14 protein-coding genes are annotated in these 16,735 nt (G+C 75.0%); all 14 read right to left on the bottom strand.

Going from position 1 to position 16,735, the window contains the following annotated elements; translation table 11 throughout:
• Nucleotides 1-79 precede the first annotated feature (79 nt).
• The 14 genes from LPA42_RS10695 to LPA42_RS10625 all read right to left on the bottom strand — a co-directional run bounded on the left by LPA42_RS10695 (nucleotide 80) and on the right by LPA42_RS10625 (nucleotide 16,379).
• Complete coding sequence (locus tag LPA42_RS10695) at nucleotides 80-1,627, bottom strand: LLM class flavin-dependent oxidoreductase (protein WP_077937541.1); 1,548 nt, start codon at nucleotides 1,625-1,627, stop codon at nucleotides 80-82.
• Entirely contained in the window at nucleotides 1,627-2,442 is an 816-nt protein-coding gene (locus tag LPA42_RS10690) for an alpha/beta fold hydrolase (RefSeq protein WP_077937540.1), read from the bottom strand. The genes LPA42_RS10695 and LPA42_RS10690 overlap by 1 nt, the downstream gene beginning before the upstream one ends.
• Nucleotides 2,443-2,447: 5 nt before the next feature.
• Entirely contained in the window at nucleotides 2,448-3,878 is a 1,431-nt protein-coding gene (locus tag LPA42_RS10685) for a cytochrome P450 (protein WP_077937539.1), read from the bottom strand.
• Between the two features lie 35 nt (nucleotides 3,879-3,913).
• Complete coding sequence (locus LPA42_RS10680) at nucleotides 3,914-4,486, bottom strand: cupin domain-containing protein (protein WP_158229421.1); 573 nt, start codon at nucleotides 4,484-4,486, stop codon at nucleotides 3,914-3,916.
• Nucleotides 4,407-5,999 (bottom strand): FAD-dependent monooxygenase, encoded by a 1,593-nt coding sequence (locus LPA42_RS10675; RefSeq protein ID WP_077937537.1) that lies wholly within the window; start codon nucleotides 5,997-5,999, stop codon nucleotides 4,407-4,409. The genes LPA42_RS10680 and LPA42_RS10675 overlap by 80 nt, the downstream gene beginning before the upstream one ends.
• On the bottom strand, nucleotides 5,999-6,451 hold the full coding sequence (locus tag LPA42_RS10670) for a DUF3237 domain-containing protein (protein WP_077937536.1): 453 nt from the start codon (nucleotides 6,449-6,451) through the stop codon (nucleotides 5,999-6,001). The genes LPA42_RS10675 and LPA42_RS10670 overlap by 1 nt, the downstream gene beginning before the upstream one ends.
• A gap of 2 nt (nucleotides 6,452-6,453) precedes the next feature.
• Complete coding sequence (fabF, locus tag LPA42_RS10665; RefSeq protein WP_077937535.1) at nucleotides 6,454-7,698, bottom strand: beta-ketoacyl-ACP synthase II; 1,245 nt, start codon at nucleotides 7,696-7,698, stop codon at nucleotides 6,454-6,456.
• On the bottom strand, nucleotides 7,695-8,180 hold the full coding sequence (locus LPA42_RS10660; RefSeq protein WP_077937534.1) for an SCP2 sterol-binding domain-containing protein: 486 nt from the start codon (nucleotides 8,178-8,180) through the stop codon (nucleotides 7,695-7,697). The genes fabF and LPA42_RS10660 overlap by 4 nt, the downstream gene beginning before the upstream one ends.
• On the bottom strand, nucleotides 8,177-9,916 hold the full coding sequence (locus LPA42_RS10655; protein WP_158229420.1) for an FAD-dependent monooxygenase: 1,740 nt from the start codon (nucleotides 9,914-9,916) through the stop codon (nucleotides 8,177-8,179). The genes LPA42_RS10660 and LPA42_RS10655 overlap by 4 nt, the downstream gene beginning before the upstream one ends.
• Nucleotides 9,913-10,863, bottom strand: coding sequence for a hypothetical protein (locus tag LPA42_RS34400; RefSeq protein ID WP_158229419.1), 951 nt, complete (start codon nucleotides 10,861-10,863; stop codon nucleotides 9,913-9,915). Before LPA42_RS34400 ends, LPA42_RS10655 begins: the two co-directional genes overlap by 4 nt.
• A 3-nt stretch (nucleotides 10,864-10,866) precedes the next feature.
• Nucleotides 10,867-12,006, bottom strand: a complete 1,140-nt coding sequence (locus LPA42_RS10645) for a hypothetical protein (protein WP_077937532.1) — start codon at nucleotides 12,004-12,006, stop codon at nucleotides 10,867-10,869.
• Between the two features lie 3 nt (nucleotides 12,007-12,009).
• Complete coding sequence (locus LPA42_RS10640) at nucleotides 12,010-12,303, bottom strand: acyl carrier protein (RefSeq protein ID WP_043963208.1); 294 nt, start codon at nucleotides 12,301-12,303, stop codon at nucleotides 12,010-12,012.
• 143 nt (nucleotides 12,304-12,446) lie between these two features.
• Nucleotides 12,447-15,344, bottom strand: a complete 2,898-nt coding sequence (locus LPA42_RS34140) for an AAA family ATPase (RefSeq protein WP_077937531.1) — start codon at nucleotides 15,342-15,344, stop codon at nucleotides 12,447-12,449.
• A gap of 78 nt (nucleotides 15,345-15,422) precedes the next feature.
• Nucleotides 15,423-16,379 carry a beta-ketoacyl-ACP synthase 3 gene (locus LPA42_RS10625; protein ID WP_077937530.1) on the bottom strand — a complete coding sequence of 319 codons (957 nt, stop codon included), beginning with the start codon at nucleotides 16,377-16,379 and terminating at the stop codon, nucleotides 15,423-15,425.
• Nucleotides 16,380-16,735: the final 356 nt, after the last annotated feature.

The raw sequence follows: 16,735 nt of genomic DNA, 5'->3' as shown, positions 1-16,735 counted from the left end.
CCTGCGAGGACTCTCCCCCACCCCTGGTGCCGGCACCCGGCCCGGCGCCGGCGCCGGCGCCTCAGGATCCGTCGGCCAGTCAGGATCTGTCGGCCAGCGCCTCCAGCGCGGCGTCGCAGCAGGCGACGTCCTGCTCGCCGGCTCCGCCGGTGACCCCCAGCGCGCCCACCACCACTCCCTCCCGCAGGACGGGCACTCCCCCGGGCAGGAACGTCAGGCCCGGCTCGGCCGCCAGCAAAGCCGTCCTGACCGGCTCGGGGAACGCCTCGACGGCGACGTGGGTCGGCACGCGGAAGTTCAGCGCCCCGTACGCCTTCTTGCGCGCCAGCAGCCCCGCGCTCGGGAAGCAACCGTCCATCCGCTGGGCGGCCACGGTGGTGCCGGAGGCATCGACGACCTCGGCCGCGACGACCGCGCCGATCTTCCCGGCGTGGTCGACCACCGCCCTGAGCAGGATGAGGGCCTGGTCGAGGGAGATGTCTGGCATGGTGGACTCCTTGTCCGTCGGGGGCCCGGCGGGCCCATGGCTGATCGGCGCGGGTCGGTGCCGGGAAAGCTGGCGGAGCCGGGGGACCACCCGCCGGGCGAAGATCGTCATGCTCCGTCGGAGGAGCGGTGTCGGCATCGCGCCCAGGATGCCCCCGCCGCCGACGTGGACGGCCGCGCCCGTGTCCCGGAGATGTTCGTAGAGCCGGTCGCGGACGGTGCCGGGCGAGCCGACGAGGACGTGGCCCTGCGCGACGAGGTCGTCGTAGGACGGCGGCGGGAAACCCGGCCGGTCTCCCGCCCACGGCGTGCCGTCGGGCCCGGGGCCGCCCGGCACGGGCGGCGGGACGGGCGGCGTCGACGCGGCAGCGCGGAGGAGGCGCTCGTACTGCTCCCGCGCCTGCTCGTGGGCGGTCCCGTCGTGCTCGGCGAGGTGGACCGGCACGCAGGTCACGACGTCGGCGGGGGCGCGTCCGGCCGCCGCTGCCGCCTGCCGGTGCCGCCGGCAGACGTCGACGACCCAGGACCGGGGGCCGGTGGGCACCACGAGCGAGTGCCCCCGCCGGCCGGTCTCGGCGACGGTCGGCCGGCCGGCCTCGGTCAGCAGCCAGACCGGCGGGCTCGGCGACTGCCGGGGCCGCACCGGGGCGTCGACCCGGGGCCGGTAGTGGTGCCGGCCGTCCCAGCGGAAGGGCCGGTCCTCCGCCCACGACCGCACGATCAGGTCGAGCCCCTCCCAGAACCGCTCCTCCACGGTGGTCGGGTCCAGCCGCGACGAGTGGAGATCGGCCCAGGTGCCCCGCACGAAGCCGGCGTCGAGACGTCCCGCCGACGCGAGGTCGAGCGTCGCCAGTGTCCGCGCCAACAGCAACGGATCGTCGTGCAGCGGCAGCGCGTTGCCGACGACGGCGATCCTGATCCGCGTGGTCCGCGCGGCGACGACGGCGGCCAGGACGTTCGGGTCGCCGACCCGGGCGTGCGACGCGAGGTGGTGGGCGCCCAGGCAGACGCCGTCGAAGCCGAGCGCCTCGGCCGCGACGGCCTCGTCGACGTACGCGGGGAGCAGGTCGCGGCCCGCGCCGAGGTCCGTGCGCCCGGGTGGCGGACCGGCCGGCCCCGTGAGGAGGTGGTAGAAGCGCATCACCCGCTGCCGATCCCGTCGAGGAAGCCGCCGACCAGGTCGGCGACGGCGTCGGGCCGCTCGACCACGAGCGCGTGGCCCGCCGCCTCGACCACAGCCAGTCGCGAGTCGGGCAGCAGCCGGTGGTAGCGGCGCGGCACCTCGACCGGCACGTACCGGTCGGCGCCGCCCACCACGACGAGAGCCGGTGCGGTCACCCGCCGCAGCAGGCGGGGCAACCGCCGGCTGTACGGCCGACGCCAGGACAGCCGCGCGTAGGCGGCCTGGTCGGCGTGCAGGCCACGCCGCCGGGCGGCGCGGGGCAGCGCGCCCACGGCGGGCAGATCGTTCATGGTCAGCTCGATCAGTTCCTGGTCCGTGGCGGCGAAGGGGTCGACGGCGACGGGCGGCCCGTCGGGCGGGGCCAGGCCGACCGGCGCGATCAGCACGAGCGCGCGCACCAGGTGGGGATACGTCACCGCGAACTCCGCCGCAACCCAGCCGCCAAAGGAGTATCCGACGAGGTCGAACGGCCGGTGGAGGCCGAGCGTGCGGCGCAGGTCGTCGTAGTGCGTGACCAGGTCGTCGAAGCCGTGCAGCCAGTCCGGCAGGGGCGTGTCGCCGCAGCCGAGCTGGTCGGGCGCGACGACGTCGGCGCGTCGCGCCAGCAGCTCGTGGAACCGCAGCCAGCGACCGGCGAGGCCCGCCCCGTGCAGGAACAGCAGCGCGGGCCCGGCGCCGCGCCGGCGGACCGCCACCGGTGTGCCGTGCACGTCGACGAGGTCGGGCCGCACCGGCGGGGGCAGGCGCAGCCGCCGGCGCGTGGGGACGACCATCCCGGTCAGCTCCCGGCCCGCCGCCGCAGCACCCGCATCCGCAGTCCCGGCCGGGGCCGCACGATGATCCGCGCCTGGGGCTGCACCCGCTGGCCGCCCAGTGGTGCGAAGTGCCAGCTCTGGCAGATCGTGGCCAGGGCGATGACCGCCTCCATCTGGGCGAAGACGTTGCCGATGCACTGCCGGGGGCCACCACCGAACGGGAAGTACGCGAACTTGGGACGGTCCGGGCCGAGGGCGGTCCCGGTGAGCGGGTCGTCCTCGCCGGTGGGTTCCAGCCAGCGCTGCGGGGCGAACCGCTCGGGGTCGGCCCAGAGCACGGGGTCGCGGTGCACGACCCAGGGGCTCATCATGACCATCGCGTCCGGGGGCAGGCGGTAGCCGTTGAGGACGCGCTCCTGCAGGGGGCGACGCCCCACGGTCCACACCGGCGGGAAGATCCGCAACGCCTCCTGGAACACGGCCGTGGTCCACTTCAGCCGGGGCAGGTCCTCCAGGGTGGCCCGGCGGCCGTCGAGCACCTCGTCGACCTCGCGGTGCAGCCGGGCCAGCGCGGCGGGTTCCCCGACCAGCAGGTGCAGCGCCCACGCCAGGGCGTTGGCGGTGGTGTCGTGCCCGGCCATCAGCAGCGTCAGCGCCTCGTCGCGGACCTGACGGTCGTCCATCGGCTCGCCCGTGTCGGCGTCGCGCGCCTGCAGCAGCAGCGACAGCAGGTCCGCGCCGTCCGCGCCCTCGTCCCGGCGGCGGGCGATCAGCTCGAACACCACCGAGTCGAGCGCGGCACGGCCCCGCCAGAACCGGATGTTCGACGGCGAGGGCAGCCGGGCCAGCAGGCCGCCCATCGGCATCAGGGCGTACCGCAGGGGCCCGTCGTTGCGCGGCATCGCGGTGCGGATGGTCTCCGCCTCCCGGCTGCCGAGGGCGACGTCGAAGACCGTGCGGGCCACGATGGACAGGGTCAGGGTGACCATCTCCCGGAGCATGTCCACCTCGCCCCCGTCCGGCCAGTCCCGCACGTGGCGTTCCGACAGCGCCGCGAAGTCCTCCGCGTACCCGGCGATGCGCTGCCGGTGGAACAGGGGCTGGATCAGCCGTCGCTGCCGGCGGTGCAGGTCACCGTCGCTGGTCAGCAGGCCCTGACCGAGCAGCATCGTCAGGGGCGTCTCCCGGCGGCCGGTGGCGGCGCTGCGCAGGATGTCGTTGCCATAGAAGCGGTTCGCCGTGACGAGCACCTCCTGGATGGCGTGCGGGTCGCTGACCAGGTAGATGGGTCGCTGCGGCAGGGGCAGCCGGACGAACGGCCCGTGCCGGTCGCGCATCTCGGCGAAGAACAGCGGCGGCTGGTTGGCCAGGGTGCGCAGCGCGCTCAGCGGAATCCGCTTCGGGCCCGGCATCGGCGGGGCCGCGTCGACGCGCGGGGAGGTGGTTCCGGTCATGGTCGCCTCTTCCGATCGCTGTTTGACAGGCGTGGTCAGTCGACGGGGCGACGGACCGGTGCGGTGCGCGACTCGTACACCCCGCGGTAGCCGAGGGCGCGGCCGAGCGGGGCGAGGGTCCGGAAGACCAGGTCCTGCAGCCACAGCGGCGGCCCGGCGAGGTAGAGCTCCCCCCGGAAGTGCGCGCCGCTGACCGCCGCCTGGAGAATGCCGGGGATGCCGCGTCGGTTGGTGCGGCCGTCGGAGGCGAGCGCCCACATCGTCTGCAGGAGTTCGTCGGAGAGCATCGCCGGCCGCAGGGTGCTGTAGAGATGCGCCGAGGCCGAGGTGTGGTTGACGATCCGGTGGGCGACCCCCGGGGGTACGACGTACGTCCGGCCGGGCTCGGCGAGGATCTCCCGGCCCCCGATGCGGATCCGGACCCTGCCCTCCAGGACCTCGAAGGTCTCCTCCTGGCGGGGGTGGACGTGCGCCGCCGCCACGTACCCGCCGGCGGTGAGGTGGTAGTCCGCCTCCAGCAGCTTGCCGTCAGTCTCGTGACGGGTCGAGCGGAACACCGCCCGCTCCCCGGTCATCGTGTTCTCGATCATGTCGCCGGCCCGGGGCATCGGGCACCTCCTGGATCGTGTCGACGTACCTGGTGATGGCATCGGTCCGGTCAGCGGGGCAGAGCAGGGCGACGTAGCGGTCCGGACGGACCACGACCGCCGTCGGCCGCCGCACCCGCAGCGCCTGCGCCACCTCAGGCTGCGGCAGCCGCAGCACCGGCAGCGCGGGCGCAAGCCCGTGCGGGGCCGGCCCGGCCGGGCCGACGAGGAGCACGCAGAAGCCGTCGGGGAGCAGGTCCCACAGCCGGGCGTCGCCGACCGTCACGTTCGGCAGGCGCCCGCCGGGGCCGGGCGCGAAGGGCAGGAGGGGTCGGCGTCCCGGGCTGACCGCCGACTTCCGGTAGCGCTGCGTCAACCCGGCCATCGCCGGCGCCGCGTACCGGTCGACCACGCCCAGCCGCATCGCCGCCCGCCACAGTCCGTCGCGGGCCCCGACGGCCACCGGGGACCGCAGGGTCCCGGCCCGGGTCGCCCGGTCGGTCGCCGCGACGACGGCCGCCGCGGCGGGCCTGCGCTCCAGGTCGTAGCTGGTCAGCAGCTCGGCGGGGCTGCTGCCCCGGCACACCCTGACGAGCTTCCAGCCGAGGTTGGCCGCGTCCTGCAGCCCCGAGTTGATGCCCTGCGCCCCGGCGGGGCTGTGCACGTGGGCGGCGTCGCCGGCGACCAGGACCCGGCCCAGCCGGAACCGGGTGGCGAGCCCCTGGCGCACCCGGAAGCCGGTCACCCATTCCGTCTCGTGCACCCGGACGGGGACGGCGGCGCGGCGCGCGGCCTCCGCCGCGAGGCGCTCCAGCGGCCAGTCGGCGGGGTCGGGCCGGGTCTTCCCGACGTTCATCGTGATGCGCCACGTCGGGGTGCCGCCGCCCGCGCGCAGCGGCACGACGTGCAGCACCTCCCCGGCGGAGAGGAAGTAGTTGACCCGCGTCGGTTCGAGTGCGGTGCTCAGCCGCACGTCCGCGCCGATCCACCCCTCGGGCTCCAGCCGCTGACGCATGGCGATGCCGGCGGCGGCCCGGACGACGCTGTCGGAGCCGTCGCAGCCGACGACCCAGCCGACCCGGCGTTCCTCGGTGCCGCCGGGATGCCGCAGGACGACGGTGACGCCGAGCGGGTCGGCGCGCACCGCCACGCACGCGACGCCGCGTTCGACCTCGCCGCCGAGCGCGGCGAGCCGGCGCTCCAGGATCTCCTCGGTCTCGTACTGGGGCAGCACCAGGCCGAACGGGAAGCGGCTGGGCAGGTCGTGGAGGCCGAAGGAGAGCGTCGGGCGGCCGTGCGACCAGGCCGAGGCGCCGGCGAGCCGGATGCCCCGGTCGACCGCCTCGTCGGCGGCGCCGAGGTCGGCCAGGATCTCCAGGACGCGGGGCCAGATCGCGATCGCCTTGCTCCGGTCGCCCCGCCGGACGCGGGCCTCCACCACCGCGCAGGGCACGCCGCGTCGGCGCAGCTCGCAGGCGAGCGCGAGGCCGGTGGGCCCGGCGCCGACCACGAGCACGGAGTTGTCGCCGGCCATCAGACGATCCGGTAGATCTCGTACTCGAGGCCGAGTCCGGGCAGGAACCGGCCCTGGCCGACGAAGAGGGCCTGGTTGACCCACTCGTATCCCTCGCCGCCCGTCTCCAGGCGGGGGGTGATGCGGAAGTAGTGGTCGGTGAACTCGGTGGGGGTGCCCTCGGCGAGCGCCCGGACGGTGGCGTCGTTCATCTCGATCAGGCCGTGGTACTGCGCGTAGAGGACGGCCCCGTCCTCCGTCTCGAACTGGGCGCGGACGTCCATCCGGGCCCAGTTGTCCGAGCCGACCAGGACCCAGTCGGCCCCCGCGCCGACCACCCTGGCCTTGATCCGGGGCCCGCTGAGCTCGCCCTCGACCACCTGGAAGACCATCCGGATCCCCAGCGGACCGGCGCCGACCATGAGGGGCGACTTGAGCTGGGCGGTGCAGCGTGCTTCGAATTCGAGATCCATGCTCACTCCTCGGGTTGGTGGCGGCGGAACACGAGCGAGGCGTTGTGGCCACCGAAGGCGAACGAGTTCGACAGGGCGGCGCGGACCTGCCGGGAGCGGCCGACGTTGGGCACGTAGTCCAGGTCGCACTCGGGATCGGGGACCTGGTGGTTGACCGTGGGCGGGATCCACTGGTGCCGCAGGGCCAGCGCGCAGATCGCGGCCTCCAGGGCCCCGGCGGCACCGAGCAGGTGACCCGTCATCGACTTGGTCGAGCTGACCGGCAGCGCTGCGGCGTACACGCCGAACGCCCGCCGGATGGCCACCGTCTCGGCGATGTCGGCCATCTTCGTCGACGTCGCGTGGGCGTTGACGTAGTCGACGTGGCCGGCGGGGAGGCCGGCGTCGGCCAGCGCCGCGGTCATGGCGGCCGCGGCGCCCCGGCCGGTGGGGTCGGGGGCCGTCATGTGGTGCGCGTCGTTGCTCTGCCCGAACCCGCTGACCTCGGCGTAGACGCGCGCGCCCCGGCGCAGGGCCGCCTCGACCGGTTCGAGCACCAGCATCGCCGCGCCCTCGGCGAGCACGAAGCCGTCCCGGCGGGCGTCGAACGGCCGTGAGGCCCCCGTGGGGTCGTCGTTGCGCACGGACAGGGCGCGCATGTTCGCGAAGCCGGCGACGATCGGCGACACGAGGCAGGACTCGGCGCCGCCGGCCACCGCGGCGTCGGCGTACCCGTCGCGGACCAGCCGCATCGCCTGCCCGACCGCGTCGGTCGACGCCGCGCACGCGGTGACCGGCGCCGAACTGGGCCCGCGCAGGCCGAACCGGTGGGCGACGAACGCGGCCGGCATGTTCGCGATCGAGTTCGGCACGAAGAAGGGCGACACCATCCGGGGCCGGTCGATGTCGACGTGCACGCCCCGCTCGATGCTCGCGGCGCCGCCGATCGCGCTGCCCACGACGGTGGCGGTGCTGTCCGGGTCAGCGAGGCCGCCCGCGTCGTCGACGGCCTGCTGCGCTGCCGCCAGCGCGAAGTGCAGCACCCGGTCGAGGCGGATGCAGTCCTTGCGGGACACCCAGTCGTGCGGGTCGAAGTCGACGACCTCGCCCGCGATCTGCACGGGCAGCCGGGTCGCGTCGAACCGCGAGATGGGCCGGATCCCGGACGAGCCGCGCCGCAGCCCGTCCCACACCGCGTCCACGCCGACGCCGAGCGGGGTGACCAGGCCGATCCCGGTGACCGCCACCCGGCGACGGGTCGGCGTCATCGCGGCCCGTCGCCGTCGAGGCCGAACATGCGTTCCATCCGCATGGCGAGCTGCACGTCGCCCTGCACCCGCAGCTGCCCGTGCAGCATCAGGTCGACGCCGCGCCGGGCGCCGCTGGCCATCTCGACGAAGGCGGCGCTGTCGAAGACGAGCGTCACCGCGGCGGCACGGTCGGCGGCGACGGGCCGCACCTCGCACCCGTGCGGCCCGAGCCCCAGGTCGTACTCGATCGGTTCGGCCGGCGGCCGGCGCACCCGCCAGCGGGCCACCGTCTCCTCGCCGAGGAGGTTGCGGACGAAGAAGTCCGGCATCCGCCGGAACGCGTCGTGCAGCACCTCGGCGCCCGCCGGGGTGCGCAGCCAGGCCACGAGCTGGGCGCGGGTCAGGTCGGCCAGGGCGGCGCGGACGGCCGCCCGTTCCCCGGAGCGCAGGCCGGCCTCGGTCGCCGGCGCCAGGGCCTCCGGGCGCTCGGTCTCGGTCATCGGATTCCCGCCCTTCCGACGGTCGTCGCCGACAGTCCCGCGGCGGCCGTCAACGCCGCCGCCAGTTCCCGCTCCGGGTCCTCGCCGGGCAGCCGGTCGGCCACGTGCCCGTCGGGCCGGACCAGCACCGCCTCCCGTGGGGCCAGCCGGTAGGCGTCGGCGAAGGCCCCGGTGGTGTCGGCGACGGTGTCCGCCGACACCGGTGCGTCGGCGTCCGTCACGGCGACGAGCACCACCGGCACGGGGCCCGGCCAGGCCCGTACGGCGTGCCGCCACCGGTCGGCGGGCCCGGCCGTGAACAGCGCGAAGCCGTTCGCGGTCCAGTCCTCCACGGCGGCGCGGCGCATGGCGGAGTCGAGCCAGGCGTGCGGCGCGCGCGCCCCGGGCACGGCCTCCGGCTGGTAGCGCACGACGTCGCGTACCACCTCGGCGGGTGCGTCGGCGGCCCGGTCCGCCGCCGACGGGTACCGGAAGCCGAGGGCCTGCCCGGCGAAGTCGAAGTGGGGCCGGTGCTGTTCCAGCATCGGCGCGAGCGCCGCGACGGCGTCCCGGGCGTCGTCGCCGGCACGGGCCAGGGCCGTGGCGTAGGGGGCGGCGTCGTGCTCCAGGAAGTCCCGCATGAGCAGCGCGTTGTGCTCGCTCTGCCGGGCGTTGAAGTCGGCCACCGGGCGGCGCTCCCGCTCGTAGTCGTCGAGCAGTCCCGCCCCGCCCCAGCCCCGCAGCACCGCCGCCAGCCGCCAGGCCAGGTGGTGGGCGTCCTGGATGCCGGTGTTCATGCCGAAGCCGCCGGTGGGCGGGAAGGTGTGGGCCGCGTCCCCGGCGACGAACACCCGCCCGGAACCGTCCCGCCACCGGTGCGCGGCGGTGGTGCCCATGGTCCAGGTCCGGACCGAGCGGACCTCGACCCGGACCGACGCGCCGACCGCCTCGGCGATGAGGGCCGCGTGGTCCCGGTCGGGGGCGAACAGCGTCTCGTCGGCGTCGTCGCCGAGCGCGGGCACCTCCAGCAGCCACTCGCCGCGCTGCGGGTCCACGGCGATGATCACCCCGTTCACCCGGGGGTTGACGATCCAGTACAGGGCGCTCTCCCGGCCCCGGATCCAGGGGGTGAGGTCGCCGACGAAGTGCACGTCCAGCAGGCGGCCCAGCGGCGGCTGGTGCCGCACCTCCAGCCCGGCCCTGCCGCGGATCCGGCCGTGCAGGCCCTCGGCGAGCACGGCGTACCGGGCCTCGACGTGCCCGACCACGCCGTCGGGGCTGCGGTGGGTGAGGCGGACGCCGACGTCCGGGTCGGCGACGAGGTCGGTCACCGTCGTGCCCGTCCTGAGCTCCACGCCGGGTTTCGCGCGCAGCGCGTCGGCGAGGATCCGTTCGAGCCGGTGCTGCGGGCAGATGGTCGGCAGCACGGGGCTCTGCGCCATCATCCGCATCAGCGTGGCGGCGTCGGGGACCATCTCGATCGAGCCGAGGTGGACGCCCGCGAGGGAGCTGACGAACGACACCCGGGGCATGTCCTCGATGGGCACCCCGGCCTGCCGGACGGCCTCCGCGAGCCCGAACCGGCGCAGGATCTCCATCGTCCGGGCGTTGACCATGGTGGCCCTCGGGTGCCGGGCGGGGGTGGCGCGCGCCTCGACGACCGTCGAGCGGATGCCGTGGGCCGCCAGGGCGTGTGCGGCGGCGAGGCCGACGGGTCCGCCGCCGACGATCGCGACCTCGGTACGGGAGTCCGTCACCGTGGGCCTGCCGACACGGTCGGTCCGGCGGCGGCGAGCGCCGGCGCTAGGCGGCGGTGCACCGCCCTGGACAGCGCCCCCCGGTTCACGGCGTGGGCCGCGACGAGCGCCGGCAGGCCGAGCAGGATCGCCCCGGCCAGGGTGCCGACGAAGGCGCCGGTCAGCAGCGCCCGCCCGCCGGCGGTCCGGCGCTGTCGCATCCGGCGCCCCCACCACGCGAACGCGGCCCCGGCGAGCAGGTCCCCGGCGGCGATCGGCACCTCCACCGGTGCCGCGTCCCGGCGGTGCAGCAGGTCGCCGACGCGGTGGGCGAGGGGCGCGGCGGCCGGCGTGGTGAGCACGGCGGCGAGTTCCTCGCCCAGGTCGCGCACCCGCGTCAGCTCCCGCTCGTTCACGCCGGCCGCGGGGAACCGCCAGAAGGGGCCCCGGCGGCCGGCCAGCAGCCACCGCAGCGTGGTGACGAAGGTGACCCCGGCCGGCGCGGTGTCGATGGCGGCCACGGTGCCCACCAGCCGGCCGCCCGCCGCCTCCACCAGCCGCCGGAACTCCAGCGCCGCCGAATACCACATGTTGCGGCACGCGACCACGCCGAGCACGTCCCGCCCGGCGAGGTGACCGCTGTCCAGCAGGGACCGGACGGGGATCGACGGGGCGAGGTACCAGACCTGGTAGCCGAGCACCACGAGGTCGCCCGGGGACGCGGTGGGCGGATCCAGGGTGTACGGCACCCGCGCCGCCGGGTCGACCGCCTCGCCGAAGATGCCGAAGAAGCGGCGCACCGGCCACGGGAAGGGGTACGGGGTGACCGGCCGGACCGTGACGGTGTCGACCTCGACGCCCGCCTTCGCCAGCGGGGCCGTCAGGGCACCCAGGACCTCGTCGAGTTGGCCGGTCTGGCTGTAGGAGTAGACGGTCACGGTCGGCGGGGCCGAGGCGGCGTCCGGCACCCGTCAGCCCTCCCCGCCGGCGGTCACCGCGGTCAGGTGCATGAACGAGACGGAGAACCGGCCCGACTCGGGCACCATGCACAGCATGGTGTCGCCGGGGTTGACCAGCCCCTGGGAGAGGATCTCCTCCAGGATCACGTAGATGCTGGCGCACCCGATGTTGCCCACCTGCGGCAGGTTGCTGTACCACACGTCGACGGGCGGGCCGGGGGTGCCGCGGCGGGCCATCTCGCGCAGCACCATCTGCTTCATCCGCTCGCTGGAGTAGTGCGCGGGAAGCCACCGCAGGGTGTGTGGGTCGAACCGGCCGGCCGCCAGCAGCCGCTCGTACTCGTCGATGCCGACCTTCACCAGGTGTGGCAGCAGCGCGAGGTTCTGCCGCAGGGACAGGGCGCCGTCGGCGAGGGCGTCGGCCGGGGTGTCGTAGTCCCACCACGCCTTGGTGGAGGTGTTGTTCGGCAGGCCGAAGTACATGCAGGTGTCGCCGGTGTTCGCGTACGACGTCAGGGTGAGCCAGTCGATGCGCAGGCTGACCCCGGCGGAGGCGGGCCGGTCCTGGACGAGCGCCGCGCCGGCGCCGTCGGAGAGCATGTAGCGCAGGAAGGCCATCTCCAGCGCCAGGGAGCCCTCCTCGTCCACCGGGCGGACGTCGCTGTTCCGGATGCTCTTGAAGCTGCGGGTCGGGTTCTCGCAGGCCACGGCGATCGCGTTGCGCTTCTCGCCGACGTTGATCTGGAGGTAGGCGTTCTTCAGGGCCATCATCCCGGAGTTGCACACGCCGTGCGTCGAGACGATCTCGCACGGCGCGTTGCCCAGCTCGCCGTGCACCATGCTGGCCATTCCCGGTGCGATCAGGTCCGGGATGGTGCTGCCGGCGGCGATCAGGTCGATGTCGTCGAGCTGGATCTCCGACCGGGCGACGGCGGCGCGCACGGCCTCGGCCGCCATCCGGGTGTTCGAGTACCGGGTCTGCTGGTTCTTGTCGATCGCGTAGTACCGCGTCTTGATGCCGGCGTTGGCGAGGGTCTGCTCCCGCAGGTTGGACGTCGCCCGGCCGATGACGCCGATGTAGTCCTCGACCTCCTCGTTGGGCACCGGCTCGCCAGGCAGGAAGCGGCCCATCGCGGTGATGTAGGCGGGCATGTGTCACCTCTCCAGGACGGTCGACTCGCCGGCGCCGGCGCCGGCCACGCGGTCCGACATGCGTCGGCGGACGAAGGCGACGACGTCGCCGACGGTCCGGATCTCGGCGATGCCCTCGTTGTCGAGGGCCACCGAGTACTTGCTCTGCAGCGCCTGCGCCATCCCGATCAGGTCCAGCGAGTCGAGACCCAGCTCGTCGAAGAGCTGCGTGGTCGGCCCCACCCGGGCCGGGTCGACGGCGCAGTGGTTCGCCAACAGCGTCGTGACGTCGTCGTACAACTCGTCATCGAGCGTCATGCGCAACCTCCCCCGGTCGACGGCGGTGAGCCGTCGACGTCGTCGTCGTGCGGGCGGGGCCGTGACGCCCCGCGGCACGGGATACAGACTGTCGGCCGGCACCCCGGCCGACCATCCGGAGAACCCCGCTCGGGCACCCCGAATCAGCCGGCGCGGCGTCGGGCGGGGGTTCGGGGTGCCGACCACGCGTCGGGGCGGCCCGTCGCCCGGGTGGCGGGGCGCCGGATGCGTTCCCGCTCCACGGCTCGCGCGAGCAGGGCCCGCGAGGTGATGCCGAGCTTGCCGAAGATGCGGGTCAGGTGGGTCTCCACCGTCTTGGCGCTCAGCAGCAGGGTCGCGGCGATCTGCCGGTTGGTGCGGCCCGCCGCCACCAGCTCGGCGATCTGCCACTCCCGGTCCGACAGCGGCAGGCGCTGGTCGGCCACCGTCGGCACCGGGCCCAGCGGGGTGCGCCGGCCGAGCCGGCGCAGTTCCCTGGCGGCCTCCCGTTCGTAGCGCACCGCGCCGCAGTCCCGGAACTCGTCGAGCGCCACCCGCAGCACGGTCGCCGCGCCGGCCCGGTTGCCGCCCAGGGCCAGCGCCGCGGCCTCGGTGAGCATGTCCCGGGCCGCCTCGACGCGCGCGCCGGCCGCGGCGGCGGACCGGGCGGCGGCACGGGCGGACTCCGCCGCCGCAGCCGCGTCCCGTCGGGCGAGGTGCACCATCGCCCGGGCCCGTCGGGCGTGGACCGTGGCCATCGGCAGCCCCGTGGCCCGGGCGACGTCCTCGGCGGCGCGGGCCTGCTCGTCGGCCTCGTCGAAGCGGTTCTCGCCGAGCGCCGCCGCGGCGGCGCAGCAGCGCCACGCCCCGTCGCTGACGGGGTCGACGGGTGCCACCCGCCGCAGCGCCACGACCGTCTCCAGGTCGGCGACGACGTCGCCCACGTCGATCCGGACGATGGTCGCCCACTGCTCGGCCAGCGCCCGCGAGGTGTCGTCGTCGCCGGTCGCGGCGACGGCCTCCAGCGCCAGCCGAACCGCGCCGTCGTCGTCGTCGGCCAGCGTACGGAGCTCGGCGGCGGTCAGCAGCGCCCAGGGCAGGACGGCCCGCGCCTGCCCGTCCTCGGCGAGTTCGACGGCGGCCTCGACGAGTTCCGCCGCCTCCGCCGGCTCCCCGAGGGCGAGTCGGGCCCGGGCGGCGATCCACAGCGCCGGGGCGCGCCACCAGGCGGCCGGGGCGGGCCGCCGGTGCGACAGCAGCCGGTCGACGAGCACGATGGCCTCGGCGTAGCCGCCCATCAGCAGTTCGAGCAGCGCCGGGACGAGCAGCGCCTCGGGGTGCGCCGGCAGCTCCCGGTCGCAGACCAGGGCCAGCTCCCGCCGGGCCGCGACGCGGGCCGCCAGCGCCTGGTTCATGGCGTGCTGCTGGAGCTGGCCGAGGCCGACGAGACCGTTGGCCAGGGCACGGGCGGGGGGCGTGCGGGCGTGCTGGAGCGACTCGGCGGCCAGCCGATGCAGCTCCGCGGAGTCGCCCGCCTGGGCGGCGGCGCAGGCCCCGAGCGCCGACAGCAGCGCCACGGCCTCCGTGTCGGCGCTGTCCGCTTCCGCGCGCAGCGCCCGGACCCGCTCCCGCGTCCTGGTGTGGTGTCCGGTCAGGAGCTCCACCATGGCCAGCCGGCGGGCCAGTTCGAGCCGGCCGTCGGGGCGTCGGCCGGGCTCGTGCGACCAGGCCCGGTCGTACGCGGCGCGGGCCTGCTGCAGCAACCCGGCCGCCGCGGCGGCGTCGCCCTGGCCCAGGAGCGCCTCGTGCCGGGCCACCGGGTCCCGTTCCAGGGCGCGGGCGGTCCGGAACCACTCGGCGGCCCGTGCCGGGTCCACGTCCATGGTCTCCCGCGCGGCCTCGGTCAGGGTGGCCGCCGCCTCCGGGTCCGGCGGGGTGGCGAACGCCGCCAGGTGCACGGCACGCCGCCGGGCGGGAGCGCCGCGCAGCGCCTCGGCGGCCCGTCGGTGGCCGGACACCCGGCGGCCCGGCGAGGCGAGCTGGTAGACCCCGTGGCGGACGATCGGCTGCCGGAAGGCGAACTCACGCGGTACGTCGGTCTCCCTGATCAGCCCGGAGGAGACCAGCTCGTCCGCCGCCAGGAGGGTCTGTTCGTCGGTGGTGCCGTTGACGGCCCGCACGAGTTCCAGGTGGAAGGTCTCCCCCACGATCGCCGCGGACGTGAGCAGGTGCCGCGCGGGCTCGCTGAGGCGGCCGAGTTCCCAGCGCAGCACGGTGACGATCCGGTCGGGAAGGCGGTCGACGGGCCGGCCGCCCTGCTCGGCCAGGGCCCGCAGGTAGCAGGGGTTGCCGCCGCAGAGGCGCAGCAGCTCGGCCCGGCGGCGCGGGCCGCGTACGGCGGTCAGGAACGCCTCGGCCTCCCGGTCGGGCAGCGGCTCCAGCTCGACGGCGACGCCGGGCTGTTCGGTGCACAGGCACAGGCCGACCAGCGGCCCCTCGCATGGCCCGCTGCGCCAGGCGGCGAGCAGCAGCAGCCGGCCCTTCGGCTGCCGTTCGAGCAGGTGGGCGAGGAAGGCCACGGATTCCCGGTCGGCCCACTGCAGGTCGTCGAGGACGAGGACGAGGCCCGACGGCTCGGCGAGCCGCTCCACGAGCGCCCGCATCGCCCGGTGGGCGCGGTAGTTGTTGTCCTGGGCCGCCTGCGGGCAGGTCTGGTCCCGGCCGCTCAGCGAGGGGAAGACCCGCGCGAGGTCGGCCACCCGGTTGTCGCCCAACCCGGCCAGCAGGTCGCCGCCCAGGCCGTCGAGGTAGTCGTCCAGCGCGTGCACCAGCAGGCTGAACGGCACGTGTCGCTCGTATTCGCTGCCCCGGCCCCGGAGCACCAGGAAGCCCTCCCCGGCGGCCTCCTCGGCGACCGCGTTGAGCAGCCAGGTCTTGCCGGTGCCGGGATCGCCCCGGACGAAGGCCCAGGCCGTGCCGGACCCCGCCAGGTCGAACACCGTACGCAGTTGGTCGAGTTCACGACGCCGCGGCGTCGCGGCGGTGTTGTCGATGAATGGCATTGCTCTCCCCCGTCTGGACGACCTCGGTGATGACGTTCGCCGGTGGCGGGGACCGCGCCGCCGGCCGGACGCCGGGACTCACGGCACCTGGACGACCTGGGCGGCGTAGGCCAGCCCGGCACCGAAGCCGACCAGCAGCGCCCAGTCGCCGCGGTGGGCGCGCCCGGCCTGCCGGAGCTGCTCCAGGGCCAGCGGGATGGACGCCGCGGAGGTGTTTCCGGCGTTGATGATGTCGTCGGCGACCGGGGTGTCGGCCGACAGGCCGAGCCGTTCGGCGGCCCGCTCGATGATGCGCAGGTTGGCCTGGTGCGGCACGAACGCCCTGACCTGGGCCATCTCCAGGCCCGCTGCCTCCACCGCGCGCCGGCCGAGCTCCGGAACGGTGTCGATGGCCCAGCGGAACACCTCACGCCCCGCCATCTGCATGGTCGGCCAGGGCTGCTCCGGTCGGTCCCGGTAGTCCCGCCAGCTCGCCCCGTGGGCGATGAGCTCGCGACGGGCGCCGTCGGCGCCCCACACCGTCGGCCCGATCCCCATCGTGTCACCGGGGCCGATGACCACGGCCCCGGCGCCGTCGGCGAACAGCAGCGCGGCGCTGCCCTCGCGGGAGACCAGGTCGGTCATCCGGTCGACGCCGATCAGCAGCACGTGCCGGACGGTCCCGGCGCGGACCAGCGCGTCGGCCATGCCCACCCCGTAGCTGAACCCGGCGCAGGCGGCGTCGATGTCGAGTGCCGCCGCCCGCCGGGCCCCCAGCCTGAAGGCGATCTCGGGGGCCGCCGCCGGGGTCTGCCGGAGGTCCGACATGGAGGCGACGAGCACCATGTCGACGGCGTCGGCGGAGATGCCGGCGGCGGCCAGCGCCCGGCTGCCGGCCCGGCTGGCCATTTCCGTGATGGTCTCGTCCGCGGCGGCGTGTCCACGTCGTACGACGCCGGTGCGGCGTCTGACCCAGTCGTCCGTATAGGTCGTGCCCCGCACCAGATCATCGTTACATACAATTGTCCGTGGTCGATATGTGCCGATGCCGATCATCCTCGCGCCAGAAGTCGCCAAGGCCACCTACACCACCAATCGCACGTTCTCGGCAAACGGGAATGTGAATCGCCCACGACTTAGCGCCGAATCGAATCGCCCGCTCTGCGGGAGCCCACGATCCGGCTCACCCAGCAAGGAACAACAAAGGGGAAGCGCGGCCTCCGATGGCCACACATGTCAGACAGGACAGCTCAGATTCCCCCCGAAGCTGCACTCAACCTTCGCCAAGTTACTGCCAGCAACCCGGCACTTACGGTGCCGGATGCAAATTTTTCACGATGTGAAATCTGTTCACGCTCCGATAACATCGAAGCCACTGAGGACGGACGCGACGCGCCAAGCCAGGGAATCGA

The organism is Micromonospora sp. DH13 (assembly GCF_020873825.1).
Lineage (GTDB): Bacteria > Actinomycetota > Actinomycetes > Mycobacteriales > Micromonosporaceae > Micromonospora > Micromonospora haikouensis.
Note: the sequence above shows the minus strand (reverse complement) of the source record. Positions and strands in the feature narration are given on the sequence as shown.

Coding starts and splice junctions, on each gene's coding strand:
- LPA42_RS10625 (WP_077937530.1), bottom strand. CDS start 16,379: ATGATCGGCATCGGCACATATCGACCACGGACAATTGTATGTAACGAT.
- LPA42_RS10640 (WP_043963208.1), bottom strand. CDS start 12,303: ATGACGCTCGATGACGAGTTGTACGACGACGTCACGACGCTGTTGGCG.
- LPA42_RS10685 (WP_077937539.1), bottom strand. CDS start 3,878: ATGACCGGAACCACCTCCCCGCGCGTCGACGCGGCCCCGCCGATGCCG.
- fabF (WP_077937535.1), bottom strand. CDS start 7,698: ATGACGCCGACCCGTCGCCGGGTGGCGGTCACCGGGATCGGCCTGGTC.
- LPA42_RS10690 (WP_077937540.1), bottom strand. CDS start 2,442: ATGGTCGTCCCCACGCGCCGGCGGCTGCGCCTGCCCCCGCCGGTGCGG.
- LPA42_RS10680 (WP_158229421.1), bottom strand. CDS start 4,486: ATGCCCCGGGCCGGCGACATGATCGAGAACACGATGACCGGGGAGCGG.
- LPA42_RS10695 (WP_077937541.1), bottom strand. CDS start 1,627: ATGCGCTTCTACCACCTCCTCACGGGGCCGGCCGGTCCGCCACCCGGG.
- LPA42_RS10675 (WP_077937537.1), bottom strand. CDS start 5,999: ATGGCCGGCGACAACTCCGTGCTCGTGGTCGGCGCCGGGCCCACCGGC.
- LPA42_RS34140 (WP_077937531.1), bottom strand. CDS start 15,344: ATGCCATTCATCGACAACACCGCCGCGACGCCGCGGCGTCGTGAACTC.
- LPA42_RS10660 (WP_077937534.1), bottom strand. CDS start 8,180: ATGACCGAGACCGAGCGCCCGGAGGCCCTGGCGCCGGCGACCGAGGCC.
- LPA42_RS10645 (WP_077937532.1), bottom strand. CDS start 12,006: ATGCCCGCCTACATCACCGCGATGGGCCGCTTCCTGCCTGGCGAGCCG.
- LPA42_RS10670 (WP_077937536.1), bottom strand. CDS start 6,451: ATGGATCTCGAATTCGAAGCACGCTGCACCGCCCAGCTCAAGTCGCCC.